This window comes from Bacillus sp. AR4-2, from assembly GCF_008274865.1.
GTDB classification, from domain to species: domain Bacteria; phylum Bacillota; class Bacilli; order Bacillales; family Bacillaceae_G; genus Bacillus_A; species Bacillus_A cereus.
On record NZ_CP031062.1, the window covers coordinates 3,326,518 to 3,341,131 of the forward strand.

The window sequence follows — 14,614 nt, forward strand, 5'->3', positions numbered from 1 at the left end:
CTTATCTGCCTGTTCAATACGCATAGAGAGTACATATTATACTTATTTACTATGTTATAAGATTTTTCATTTCCACTCTGTAACAAGATTCTAGCATTCTCTCCTAGAATCTCAACTTAAATCTTAAATCCACCAATTAACTCTTGAAGTTCTTCCGCCATCTGTGCTAATTGTATTGCTGAAGAATTTATCTCTTCCATAGAAGCATGTTGTTCCTCAGATGAACCAGCTATCGTTTGCATACTTGAAGAATTTTCTTTTACAGCCATAGCTATTTGATCAATCGATGTATCAACTTTCATTGCATCAGTTGTCATTTTATTTGATAGTTCTACCATACCATGCACTTTTGATACAATATCATTTGCAGATTTTGAAATCTCATAAAAACTTTGTTTTGTATCATTCGCAACCTTAATTCCCGACTGTACTTCTACGCCTACTTCATTCATAGCTTTTACAGTCTCATGTACGTCTGCTTGTATTTCCTTAATTAAACTTCCAATTTCCATTGAAGATTCGGATGATTGCTCCGCCAACTTTCTAACTTCATCAGCAACAATTGCAAACCCTCTCCCCTGTTCCCCAGCTCTAGCTGCTTCAATCGCTGCATTTAATGCTAATAAATTTGTTTGTTCCGCAATATTTTGAATCGCTTCTAATATACTGCCAATTTGCTGTGATTTCTTATCTAATAATTTTATGACATTATCGGATTGAGAAACAGAGTGATGGATAGACTGCATTTGTGTTACAGTTTGTTCTACTAATTGTTCACCTTCATTGGCTTTTTGTTTAGTGTATATGGATGAAGCCGATACTTCAGAAGCATTCTCAGCTACGTATTGAATATTTCGTGTTACCTCACCAATTAATTCAGCTCCAGACTCAACTTCATTATTTTGAACCTCTGCACTGTTCGAGATTTCTTCCATCTCTTTTGTAATTTGTTCTGTCGCAACACTTGCTTGCTCTACACTAGCAGTTAGTTCCTCAGAAGACGCAGCTACATGTCCTGCAGATGTGTTAATTTGAGAAATAATATTACGTAACGACTCTGCCATTGTATTGAAACTACCACCTAATTGACCAAGTTCATCCTTTGAACGAATATCTATTTTCTCGGTTAAATCTCCTTGACTAATTCTTTGAGCTGAAATGACTAATTGTCTTAGTGGAGTAATTATAGATTTGAGTATGAATAAAATTACAATTCCACCTAACAATAATGAAGCACCTATTATAGTGAGCGTTTTATAAAAAATAGGATTGGTAGCTTCTTCAATTTCTTTCGTAGGCATTACGCCAGCTATTTTCCAACCTGTTTTTTTATTTGTCTTAAAGCTTATGTTTCGATCTTCACCATTGAGGCTATAAGTAATTACTCCATCTTCTGTCTTGTACAATTCATCCACTAAAGTTTTATCTAATTTCTCTCCAGGTTTTAGTGATGGATGAACAACTATAGTTTTATCTTGACTAACTATAGATACAAATCCTTGCTTCCCAATTTTTATCATTTTGGATGTTTTTACGATATCTTTAATATTCAAATCTACGCCAATGACACCACTTTTATCTGCATTCTGCTTTGCAATTGCAATTACCATATTTCCTGTAGACTTTGATTTATATGGAGATGAAACAATAATCTCTCCATCTGCTTTTACTGCATCCTTATACCAACTGCTTTCTAGCGGATTAAACCCTTCTGGTATTTTTCCAACAGGTGCATGAATAAATTGATTGTTACTGGATGCCGTATAAATCGTTTCTATCTCTGGATGTAACTGTATATATTGATCAAATTTATTCTGTACATTTTGCGATTGTTCAGGATTATAATCCCCTTGTGTGAGTACCTTTGCAAAATGAGTGATATCTGTATGCTTATTTTCTAATTCATCATCAACAATCTTATCTAAAATACTTATATTATCTTTTGCTGATTGTAGAATTGTTTCATTAAGATCTGTTTTTGATTTATTATAAGATGATACTCCTACGATAAGGCTTGGTATAATTAATATTGCTATAAATGCCATAGACAACTTCGTTTTAAGCTTTATTTGCCCCAATCTTTCTTTTATATTAAACACTAGCTACTTCTCCTTTTCATTTTTACTACTTATATAGTTTATTTAAATTTTTCTCCTTTACTTTTCCACATTCATTTATGGTACCATTCGAAATGAAACCACAATTACATCCTATTATCCATACTTTATAATTTAGAGATTTAATTTTCACAGACAGAGTTTTATCTGTCCTCCTTTCGAATATGTTATTTTTCTAGATTCAGCAATTATTAGACTACGAATTATTCCAAATAAACTTGATGCAACATATACTTCATTTAAAAAATAATTATTGGATTTGTTTGGATAAAAATCTAGTTTAGCGCTAATCCAATCGGATGAAATTCTTACCATAATACATTCACTAAACATAAATAAGTAAATTTATTTCTTTTAATACTTATATTTAACTGCCTTTTAACCATTCTAACTGTATTATTTCATCGTTTTATCTATTTATTACAACCACTTTTGTTTTATTGAATCACTAAACTATAAATTCTAAATAGGAGAATAAAATAAATTAGAGAATTACATTGTAACACATATATATAAGTTGTTAATATTAAAATTTAAAACTTTACTATTTTTCATATGCAATATTACATGCGAAAAGCCATAATTTTTTTGTTATACTATGCATGTGGATTTTTCATCCAAAATCCACCCAAACGCATATTTATGTATATGCCACCCTAATTGATGAAAGTGAGAAGAGTGTTTATCATTTTTCTCACTTTTTTATTTAGGCTCTGTTAATATTGATTATTGATAAAAAGTATTAAATAAGGGAAGACACCTTAGAGTTGGTGCTTCCCTTATTTGTTGATTATTCAAATCTAAAATAGGTATTTTCTAAACCTATTCTTTGCTTTAATGTTCTGCCCAAAGCATAATTATTTGGTAATTCTTTTTCAATGACACAAATAATATAACCTGCTTTTCCTGTTGTTAAATTAGTTAGTTGTAAGTAGTTAGTGTTGTCGTAGATATAAGAAATAATATATTCATAGAAATTATTTTCTTTATCTTCTCTATTCATACCAACATTGTACAACCTAACTCTTGCTCCTACCCAAATTTCCTCATCATCATCAACATTACTTAAAGGCATCCATTTCGAGTTATCCAATATTTCACCCTTTTCTTAATTCATTCGTTTATACACGAATGTTGCTAGACACAAACTATCATAAGCATCCGTCATTTCATTGATTAGACGACCACCAACAGAGAAAAAAGACTCAACATAGCTTTTTACCCATTGAAACACTTGCTCTTTTAGTTATTTTTACATTTTGAATCTACGAAAATGAATTCCCTTATAAAAACTCTAACAGAGAATGTTCCCTCCAAATTTCACCTAGGGAATTATTTGTTTTCCAAAAAACCTGCCAACATCTTTATCAACTCATTTTAGAATATTTAAACAATAATTCCATATACATTACCTGCATAAATTATTCATTTTCTTTTATATAAGACCTACCTTTTTACTTTTGGTAGATTATTAGACATTGGATTATTATACATAAACCCGAAAAACATGCGGTATTTTGTAGAATTTTGTCTATCAATATGTATGTACACCCTTTTGTAGTGGATATAGACTGTGAGGTGTAAGGAGATACCTTACAAAATAATAAAAAGGAGATTATAGAATGAGTAGATTAACAAAATTCTCAAAGTTAGTATTTGCAACTTTAATCGCGGGAAGTAGTCTAAGCACCTTTGTTTCGTCACACAGTGTACAAGCTGACACCTTAGATCCTAATTACCAAGACAATGTAAAATTCATACCACCTTCTAGTGCTAGGCCAAAATTGGAACAAAAAAACACTATTGTTCCAGAAGCAAAAGTTGTTAAAAACCATTATGTAAAGTACTCTAAAGCACATTTCCAAACTAAAGAAAGTATACCAAAAGAGATTTATTATTCTTCAGAAGGCTTTAAGGGCTATATACAGGCAAGTACCGTTTGGGATATGGGAGATCATTTCGCAACACTATATTCCGGAACCGTTATTCGATGTTAGACTTTTAATCCATTCTCCCCTAATGCTTAAAATGATTAATAACTCACTGCCAATACTTTAATATCTATTGTTCATAAAATAAACCACAAAATCTTTCGATTTCATGGTTTATCAAATATAAAGATAATGCTAAACGAATACTCTAACATTACCTTCCCCAAAGTTAATTATAGAGTATTTTCAAAAAAAAGACACTCTTGTAGTGTCTTTTTTATAGTATTTTAAAAAGAATTCCACCTACTAACACCTTTTTGTTGCGCCTATTCGTTTATTTCAATATGATACTTTTCCATCTCGTATATGCAATAGACAATGATAGCTAAACTCCAACTGACACTATAATAATTATGTGTGTAGAAGTCATAGCCCGCTTTAATACCTTTCTCTATTACAACTAATGTAAATCCTAAAGCCACCCATCTGTTAATTTTCATCTTTATAAACGTTAAAGAGATAATTATTAAAAATAAAATATTTGTAAGATGATTTATCATTAGCTCATATTTTTGAATGGATACTGCCATTATACAAGCAACGATATTAGTCGCAATGCCAAAGGCAATCACCGCTCCCCAAACCCTGTCCGAAAGTCCCACTCCTGAGTCAGTCCCTTCCTAAACAAATATCCCTTTCTTTAATTCGTTCCTACACCCTATTCAAGATATGCTAAATTATCCTTGTCTGATGAATATCTATTTATCTTTTCATATAGAGCAAACAAAATTTCTACTCATAATTTTTTCTTTATTAGACAAACTATGTCTAAGCCGTTTGAACTAGCGGCTTCACTCTTCTGGTAATGGGATAGCACAATTTATTGAATTGACTAACTCATTCAACCCACTGGCACCGGCAGGCAACAAAATAGTTGTCTGCCATTTTCATGTATACTTTTTCTAATTTCATTTCAAACCAAGTGTGTGCTGTACTGATTTCAAAAGGACAGAATTTCATTTTTTAAAATGTAAAAAAGATAAGGTCCTGTCTACTTTTGGTATAGGACTTTTTCTTTTCACACATACTATTTTTGAACCTGTTTACCAATACGTGTCCTAATGGTGTCTTGAATTCCTCCTAAAAAGGGTTGCAGATACGACTGCATGCCCTTTTATTTACGTTGCTTCTCTATATTGAATAAAATAATTAAAAACTAAAAATGTAATATTACATATTTTTTCTGTTCAGATTATGTTAGGATTTACTTCGTAGTCGAATTATAGTTTCGTATCTAATTCAGCAATATGTGAACTGTTTACTTAAAGAAAAGACACCCAAAAGGTGTCTTTTCTTTTAATCTAAAAAACATTTTTCTTTTCAGTAAGATCCAATTATCCCTCTAACCTAAACCTCATAATTAAAGGCAATTTAATCATGGTACTCAAGAGTTTTCATCCATTTCAATATACCTATAGCTTAATTTAAAATCACATTTCCAGCACTATATTTGCTTTCCTACAGATTTTCTGTCTTGTTCTTAATTCTGTCAAAATCCTCATGTAGCTATACAAAGAATATATGCTACTATGATATTAAGAAACTATGCGTTCCCTTAACCCTGTATCCGGCCCTGTATTTATTACAGGGTCTTTGTTTATTTTATTTACTTTTATTGGCTTATAAGGGTTAATACACAACCAATTTCAATTAAAATTGTTTAAATGTTAGTTAGAATTTGAAATAATATATCTATTAACTTTTTTAACAAATGTAATCTAATATTAAATTTCTAAATCTATACTGTACTATACACCAGTTAACACTATATAAATAGTATTAACTATCTTAATTGAATATTAGTAATAGTAAGTATAAATATTATCAATTTACTACATCTTACATTTATGTAAAAATAAATACATGTTAAGCTTTTTCAAAATCTTTCCCTAATAAAGATTTGAAGTAGCATTTCATGATTCTCCTTACTGTTAATATGCCTTGAAAAAGAACCCTATAGGGTTCTTTTTCTTCTCATTATAACCTCAGTAAGTCCATGCAAAAAGGACTGCTAATTATTAGAACATTGCTTCATTTTCAAAGAAACAAAAAAAGGAATCCTTTACGGATTCCTTTTTGCAATGCACTCTTTTTCAAATGGTACATTTTGTACCTACTTTTAGTATAACTTATAATCCCTATAAGATAAATAAGATTAAATTGAATTTACTTCATTTATTTTCATAAAAGTATATAAATCTATAAATTAATACTACTAGGTTCACTTCCAAAAGGTTTGTATTTTTTCAATAAAAAGAATACATTATACTTCTTTATAATTTTACACTTTAGGTTTATCTGTTAATGCAGTAACAATCCTGTCCACTAAGTCTTCTGGCATCCATTCATGATTTGTATCATTCGTTTCATTTGGCCCTAAAGAATCAATAAACTTTTTAAACTTTGGAAATAAAACAATAGAAGTGATCCAATGTATCGTATGATTTATGGAGAAGAAATGAAAAACTCCTTGCTTTTCACCCTCCTGTAATATTTCTTTTAACTGTTCAAAATTACCTATGAAATACGGTTTAATCTTTTCTAATCGTGCACTTTCCTTAATAATCTCCTCATATGCCAATGATCCAATTTCAGGGTTCTCTTTTATATGTGTAGTAAAAACCGTTAAATAGTCTCTAAGGGCATTGATAGGATTAAATTGATTCTTCTCAAGAAAATTGGGTAGCTCATTAGCAAGACCATATTTCTTAAACACCTCATAATATAGGTTTTCTTTCCCGTTAAAATAGTAAGAGGCCATAGCAACATTCACTTTCGCTTCTTTTGCAATTTCTTGTATGCTCGTACCTTCGTAGCCACGCTCTCCAAATTTTTTCTTAGCAGCCTTTAAAATATTTTCCATCGTCTGCTCTCGAGATTTCCCCATTTCACACACCTCAAATAGTATATATTTCACTTCAAAAGCCCAATAAGGACTTTGAATAGAGTATCTTTTTAATGAAATTTAATTATATATTTAAAGTGGTAACTTAACAACCGATGAAGTTCTGATTACTTTAAACAATATCCCCTTGCGTAATATCAATAGCTTTCAAATACTTTACGCTCTTTTCTAATCGAGTGAAAGTCTGGACAAAAAACATCTAATATTATCTTAACTTCGTGTGCAAACAAAAAAATAATAAGGACCAAAGTTTATCTATTTTATAGATAAACTTTGGTCCTTTCATTACATTATACAGATTTAAAATAAACTCGTATATTGATGAGATAATTATCCATCAATCGGCCATCATTTACTGACTAGATCTGTTTAATCTCGATATAAGGTCCTTTAATGTTTAATTTGTTAATATCATTAGAGATATTGCCTACAGTTGATTTTTCATTAAAAGTATAGACCTTTTCACCATTTACAAAGATACCCCAATCTTTATCTTCGTAACTGATACCATAACCAGCATTGCTAGATGTAGCTTTAAGTTGATTTCCATTCATTGAAAGAGATAATTTCCCTTTTCCTTTGTTAAGTTTATCATTCACGCTGTTGATACTATTCATTTGTTCTTCAAGGGCTTTTTGGTTATCAAGAGTAACTTGATGGTTTTTCCAGTCTAATTTATAGTGGTTCGTAAAGAATTCATTATATGTATCTTTATTATTTGTTCCCCACCATTTTGAACTTACCCATTCGATATTGTACTGATCTGAAATTCTACGATTTGTTATTTTTAAATCTGATGTAGTTTCTGTTTTATCAGCAGTAATAACCGCTACTACGTTTGGAGAAAAACCATATCCTGTTAAAGCTGGTACTGTATCTTTTGAAACAAAATTATTCGTTCCTTCATTATAACTACGTGATTTCATAAATAGTTGATTACCATAGAAAGTATTGAATGAATCACGATTATAAATTCCCCACTCTGGGAAGTTAAATGATTGGAATCCTACTTTCCAATTTAATTTTTTATCTGTGTGAGTCTCTAATACCGTTTTATAATCTACTTGATCATAAGATACACTTTCTTTCCAAGCAAAGCTACCTGTGATACTTGCATCGGCATTTGGCCCTTTATCATTTACTCCTACTTTAACACTTCCACCAAGTGTATACCCTACCTCCGAAGTGACCTTTGCTGAAGTCATTGTATTAACTGGGGCAGCTTTATGGAATTGAGCACTATCACCACTTGTTATTTCTGCTTCAGTATGATAGGCTGATGGCCATTTTAAACCTGCGTTATAGTATCCGCTATTAATTGTATATTTAGCATCTATATTACTACCATCAGTGGTAACAATTGCAATCTTTTTATCTGCGTAAGGATCCTCAATAAAAGAAACCTTTATTGAATTTTTGATATTTTGCTTCATGTCATAAGTAGTTTTAAAACTATTATAGACCTTCCCACCATTTTGAAGATTTTCTACAGTTCCTTTAGAATCTGCAAATGCAGATGTTGCTTGTAAACCAAATGATCCAGACATAATAACGGACGCTACCGCAACGCATTTAGCTATTTCTTTTGCTTTTTTCATACAGACAGCCACTCCTTCTTAAACATTTAAAAGATATAAATATATTATTTCTAGTTCACAAAAATAGAGATATATTCATAGCCATACAATATAGAAATTCATTAACTTTTATGACACTAACTAAAAACACATATTTCACTAATCTTCCTCTCACTATTATTGATAACTATTATCAACATTATTAAAACATAAAATAACGATTTAAACAACAATTTTAAATGCAAATTTAAAATTGTTGTTTAAAAAATTTTAAAAAAATTATAGAATTCTTCATTTCGAGAATTACTATATTTTCAATTACTTATTACAGCCTATATTCAGATACATTATTTCCTTTCCATTCATAATAATCTAAAATTCCTTCATAAATGGCTTCTGCTGCAATTTGTCTGCCATTTTCCGTAGATAATTTACTGTAATCAATACCATTATCTATAAATGCCAGTTCCGTCAACACAGCTGGCATGTCATTTTCCCTTATAACATGAAGGTCTCCATGTTTAACTCCTCTGTCTCGTGTTTGAAGTGCCTCTACTAAACGTGTTTGAATTTTTTCCGCTAAAACACGACTTTCTTCCACATGAGGATTTGTTTTTTCAGATTTAGAAGATTTATAGTAATATGTTTCTGTCCCTTTTGCATTACCATTAAAAGCATTTGCATGTACGCTTATAAAGATATCACCCCGATTTTTCTTAGCAAATTTAACACGTTCCTGTAAAGAACTTTTTTGATCATGTCCTGGTCTATTATCAGATTGACGAGTTAATAAAACTGTAAATGGTGTATGCTTTTCAAGTAATTGTTGTAGACGTAAAGAAGTGTCTAGTACAATCTTACTTTCAGGTAATCCCTTTGTGGATTTCCCAGGATCTTCGCCACCATGTCCAGGATCAATAATAATTGTTTTGCTTTCTAATGGGTTTTTTTGACGATGTTGCATCATATCTGTTTTTGCAGTAAGTTGAGCAGCTTCAGCACGTGTTATAAATCTATTTGGTTGCCAACCGTTCTCAGTACCATTGGAAATTTTCAAACCGATTAAAATATTGGCATATTTTTCTCCCCAATGCCCTTTTAAATCTTCAAATTTAACCTGCTCATTATGATTTGGTGTGCTTTGTAGTTTATATGCATTTACTAGCATCGTAGCCATAGCAGCGCGAGTTACTTTTCCGGATGGATTGAAGATTCCATTACCCTCACCTTTAACAATACCAGCTTTTTCAGCAGCAGCAATATACGGAGTCGCCCAGTGGTTTTGTGAATCTGTAAATGATGGTTTTTCATTAGAGTCAATTTGTAGACCTAAAACTTTTGTCATAATTTTTGTAGCCGAAGCTCTGTCTAATGAGTCATTTGAACCGAAAGTTCCGTCTGGATAGCCATTCAATACCTGTTTATCAACTAAATAATTAACGGATTTGTCCGCCCATGCAGGAACATCTGGGAACTTATGAGTATTTGCAAATGTATTAGATGAGTAGGATAATAGACTTCCAGCAAGAATTCCTGTAGCAATTAATTTGTATTTCAAAATGTAACACCTCTATCAAGTTATTACAATTTGGTAAATATATCATTTATAATTAATCTTTAAATAATACGACCTTGAATAAAGAATAGATTAAATTGTTCGCATTACTATATAGCAGATAACGAATTTAAAATAGAACTATTACTCCAAAATAATCCTCGGACACACACTTATAGATAGAGATTATTAAATATACTCACCAACATTGCGTAACCAGTATAGTTACTTATACATACGAGTGTCAATTAAAATAACCTTACACTTTTGTAAGATAACCACCTTAATAGTAAACCAAGTAATTATTAAATAATATAAACAGTTACTTGATATAATAAAATAGCAGTCTTAAATTTTGAGCAAAGACTAATTATTTTGATAGGAGAATAACTTATAACAACCACATTTTTAACAATGCTTTTGAATCCCACTTTACTCTATAATTCTCTGTTATATCCCAACGTGAATGCTCCTATAATATAGTCAATTGCTGCAATGAATACTACAACTTATAATATTGTATTCCCCCAAAAAACATCTCTAGAAGTCACCGAAAGTGGCCTTTATTAATACACCCACACAATCCATCTTTTCACTCCCTTAGGACATCCTCAAATTTTACAAGGAACGAAAAAAGAAGAGGGATACCTTCCCTCCTCACCAATGAAATTAAAAAACACCTTAATTTATATCCCCTACCTTTTACAATCTCACTTCTATTGCTAGCCAGTTTAATTCTTCAATTCTATTTTCATAGATTCATATATTCTTCTAAGGTCTGCTTTTGTTTATATAGTTCTTAACAGAAAGAATGTATATCCTTCTATTTGTTTGACATCATTAAGATGCTCACAAATAAAAATAAATTCTATTCCTATATATAGATAAACAATCTAAAAATTTATATAATAAGATTAGAAGTGTAGCATATTATTATTGAAGGGTCTTGGTATAATGCTAGGCATTAATGTAAAAAAAACAAATGAAGAATTAATTATTTCATGGCAATTGGCGGAGATTACAATTCCATTACGTGATGTGATTGAGGTTACCGAAGATGCTACCTATGCTGGTGTTGAAGAAGTAGATGTAATACGTATTGGAACATCTTATGGGACAACAGACCGTATTTTAATTAAAACAGTAAAACAAAATTATGTATTGTTTACTACAAATAAAGTTGCTATTTTAAATGCCATTCACGCTTAAATATAGGAGTCTTCTTGGCTAAAATGATAAAAATAAGCACATCTTGTTATAAAAACAGATGTGCTTATTTTTTAATTTCTATGCATTTTTACGTTTTAAGAAAATCACTCCACCAACAATTAACAGTAATGCTCCTGCAGCCATAGAGAACCAACTTGTAAGATTAGTACCTGTTTGCGGTAACCATCCAATTTTAGATTGAATTTCTTTCTTAGGTTGTGGTTGTTCTTTTACTTGCTCGTTAGGTTGCTCTGGTGTTGGCGTATTTTTATCTGAATTTGGCTGTTCTGGTTTAGGTTGTTCCGGCTTTACCTCTTTAAATTTCACTGTTTGTCCCTTATCTTCAATTTCAGCGTGAATAGCTACTAATATATTATCTTGATACAGTTCTTCAAATACTACTACTTCTTTACCTTGTAATGCAGAAGCATTAAATGTGAAATCTAGTGTGATAGAACCATTCTTCTCTTTAGCAATAAACTTAGATTCTACTGTTACTTCTTTACCCTCAACTAATAATGGCTTGTTTGTTGCTTTATCCATCAGTTTACCTTTTACAACATACTCTTTACCCGCGATTAAGTCTTTGTATTCCACTTTATCTTGGATTGTTACAGATTTAGAAGCGTCTAACTCTTTAGAACCATCAGCTTTGTTTGTTGCTGTCGTTTTTACTGATGGCTTAACGAACTTAACTGTTTGACCTTTATCATTGATATCAGCATGTGTCGTAACAACTTTTCCGTCTTTCAGTAACTCTTCGAATACTACTACTTCTTTTTCTTCTAAACCAGTTGCATCAAAAGTGAAATCTAGTGTAATAGAACCATTTGCTTCTTTTGGTGTAAACTTCGTTTCAGCAGTTACTTCTTTACCATTTACAACTAATGGTTTATTAGTCTCTTTATTCATTAATTTACCTTTTAAAGTGTACTCTTTACCTACTTGTAGGTCTTTGTATTCCACTTTATCTTGGATTGTTACAGACTTAGACGTGTGCATTTCTTTTGTACCATCTGTTTTATCAGTAGCTGTTGTTTTTATTGAAGGAATCTTTTCATCTTTGACAATGTGTTTAATGATTTGACCATTCTCTTTAATTTCAAAAGAGAACGTTTCTTCATTTAATACATAACCTTTTGGTGCAACAGTTTCTTTATATGTGTATTTTCCAAATGGTAACTTTTCAAATTTAGCGATTCCTTTATCGTCTGTTTTTCCTTTTACTACTTCTTTTCCTGCTTCGTTATAAATCGTAAATTCTGCATTTGGAAGCTTGTTATTTCCATCAGCTACATCTACCTTTGTAATTTCTAGATCACCTTTGATAAGATGATTAACTGCCAATAGCTCAATAATCTTTCCATGTTCCTTTATTTCGAACATAATTGGTTCTTTAACAAGAACGTAACCATTTGGAGAAGCCTTTTCTACAAATGAATATTTACCATACGCTAAATCTTTGACGTTAATCTCACCATTTTTATCTGTCTTATATTCCCCAACTACTTTTCCACTTTCATCTTTCAATTCAAATACTGCACCTTCTAATTTTTTACTAATATCTTCATTATCTACTTTTAGTAATTTTACACTACCTTTCACTTCGGTATTTTCCACTGTAAAAGTAAGTGTTTTATTGTGCTCTTTAATTTCAAAAGGATACTTTGTTTTATTTCCAATATATCCATTAGGTGTTTTTGTCTCTAAGAAATAATATTTACCATACGTAAGACCTTCAACGTTTGCAATTCCATTTTCTTTTGTTACTACTTTTTTCACTTCTTTTCCATCTTCAGTGAAGACTGTGAATTCAACATTTGGTAAAATCTTTCCTGAATCACTAAGCTTTTTAATTTCGATGCTACCTTTTACTTTGTTATTTACTATTTGGACAGCTCCTGTTTCTCCTGTCTTAACTTCAATAGTTTGTGGTTTATCATCTGAAACATAGCCTGTTGGTGCTTTAATTTCTTTTAATGTGTAAGTACCAATTGGTAAGTTGTTTAATTCTGCCATACCATCAGCACCAGTCGTGATTTTTCCGACTGATTCATTATTTGCATTAAAGACCTCAAATACTGCACCAGCTAAAACTTCTTCATTTTCTCCAACCTTTTTAATTTTTAAAGAACCAGCTGCTTCCCAATTTACTGCAAGATCACTACTAAGCTTTTCTTCATTTCTCTCTAATAGTACTGTAGCATTCTGAACAGTATCCGTACCACGGTAAGCAATTGCTTGAACTTTAGTTAAATTAGCAGCAACACTTAAATTAAATTCACCCGTTTTTGTATTCTTAGGAATTTGGATACGAAATTTTTCTCCAACTGAAAGCTGATCTTTCACTTCTCCACTTTCACTAACAATTCTAACTCCATTAGGTGCATTTTTCGCTACTACCTTATAAGAACCACTCTTAGCATTTGTTTGTACTGAATATAGATTTGTTTCGAAGAATTCACCCTTTAATTCTGCTTTTTGCTTTTCAGCAGGAATCACATTCATAAAAACATCTTGAGTCTCTTCACTATTATTAGCATTACTAATAATAGCCTTAGCTGCTTTTTCAACATTTTTATTCTCATGTTTTAATTCATTTACATCGAGTTGACCTAATGCATTCCAAACCGCAAGTTGCGTTGCATAATGCGCTTCATTTTTATTAGCTACTCCCAGCTGTTCAGCACTTTTTTGCGGGAAACCATTTAATAAGACTCTATATACTACATTATCTGTTTTCCCCATTTCAGGAAGATCTTCACCATTTGGTGATTTTAATCCAAGGGTTAAGCAATAAGCAATTTGACCACTTGAATTTTTAATCATTTCAGTGCGAATGTACTTACCTAGACTATTACTATAACTCCAGTCCATTGAATATTTCTCATGCGTCATAACCTCTGCACTAGCCCTAGATAAAAATACATTAAGGAATAATGCCAGTACTGATAATAATGTAAAAACTCTTATAATGACTCTCTTACCCAATTTTGTAACCTCCCTAGAATAAATTAATCCGAGTATATATCGCAATATCTAAAACATTCACGATCGACCCAATTATCATTATAAAACAATAAATTACAAATATTAAATAATTTTAATAAAATAGTCAAAAAATTTACACATTTTATTATTTATCAAGTTTTTTAACGAATTTACTATATACAAATTCTAAAACACGCCTACAATTTAAAAGACAAATATGTATGTTAAATATATAAATAGCAATTCCTTTACTCCAGTTATTAAGCTTT

The 14,614-nt window shown here is 31.0% G+C and carries 9 protein-coding genes; 2 read left to right on the forward strand and 7 right to left on the reverse strand.

The genetic code is table 11. The features are described 5' to 3' along the window. Nucleotides 1-116 precede the first annotated feature (116 nt). Nucleotides 117-2,099, reverse strand: a complete 1,983-nt coding sequence (locus tag DN399_RS17145; protein WP_000481869.1) for a methyl-accepting chemotaxis protein — start codon at nt 2,097-2,099, stop codon at nt 117-119. Nucleotides 2,100-2,907: 808 nt separating this feature from the next. Beyond that, the gene (locus DN399_RS17155; RefSeq protein ID WP_002024558.1) at nt 2,908-3,192 is read right to left on the reverse strand and encodes a hypothetical protein; all 285 of its coding nucleotides are present in this window, start codon (nt 3,190-3,192) and stop codon (nt 2,908-2,910) included. Nucleotides 3,193-3,739: 547 nt separating this feature from the next. Between DN399_RS17155 and DN399_RS17160 the strand changes: the two genes are divergently transcribed. After that, nucleotides 3,740-4,114 (forward strand): hypothetical protein, encoded by a 375-nt coding sequence (locus DN399_RS17160; RefSeq protein WP_000088960.1) that lies wholly within the window; start codon nt 3,740-3,742, stop codon nt 4,112-4,114. A gap of 260 nt (nt 4,115-4,374) precedes the next feature. Here the strand turns inward: DN399_RS17160 and DN399_RS17165 are convergent, their stop codons facing one another. The 4 genes from DN399_RS17165 to DN399_RS17180 all read right to left on the reverse strand — a co-directional run bounded on the left by DN399_RS17165 (nt 4,375) and on the right by DN399_RS17180 (nt 10,148). After that, nucleotides 4,375-4,710 carry a hypothetical protein gene (locus tag DN399_RS17165; RefSeq protein ID WP_136363562.1) on the reverse strand — a complete coding sequence of 112 codons (336 nt, stop codon included), beginning with the start codon at nt 4,708-4,710 and terminating at the stop codon, nt 4,375-4,377. A gap of 1,679 nt (nt 4,711-6,389) precedes the next feature. After that, complete coding sequence (gene hlyIIR / locus DN399_RS17170) at nt 6,390-6,995, reverse strand: hemolysin II regulator HlyIIR (RefSeq protein ID WP_006928663.1); 606 nt, start codon at nt 6,993-6,995, stop codon at nt 6,390-6,392. A 377-nt stretch (nt 6,996-7,372) separates the two neighbouring features. Next, nucleotides 7,373-8,611 carry a hemolysin II HlyII gene (gene hlyII, locus DN399_RS17175; protein ID WP_016123131.1) on the reverse strand — a complete coding sequence of 413 codons (1,239 nt, stop codon included), beginning with the start codon at nt 8,609-8,611 and terminating at the stop codon, nt 7,373-7,375. Between the two features lie 304 nt (nt 8,612-8,915). After that, on the reverse strand, nt 8,916-10,148 hold the full coding sequence (locus DN399_RS17180; protein WP_149149854.1) for an N-acetylmuramoyl-L-alanine amidase: 1,233 nt from the start codon (nt 10,146-10,148) through the stop codon (nt 8,916-8,918). Between the two features lie 951 nt (nt 10,149-11,099). On the opposite strand from DN399_RS17180, the gene DN399_RS17185 reads away from it, so the two are divergent. Beyond that, nucleotides 11,100-11,354, forward strand: coding sequence for a SunI/YnzG family protein (locus DN399_RS17185; RefSeq protein WP_000900696.1), 255 nt, complete (start codon nt 11,100-11,102; stop codon nt 11,352-11,354). A 78-nt stretch (nt 11,355-11,432) separates the two neighbouring features. On the opposite strand, the gene DN399_RS17190 is transcribed toward DN399_RS17185, so the two are convergent. Continuing rightward, nucleotides 11,433-14,345, reverse strand: a complete 2,913-nt coding sequence (locus DN399_RS17190; protein WP_149149855.1) for a VaFE repeat-containing surface-anchored protein — start codon at nt 14,343-14,345, stop codon at nt 11,433-11,435. Nucleotides 14,346-14,614: the final 269 nt, after the last annotated feature.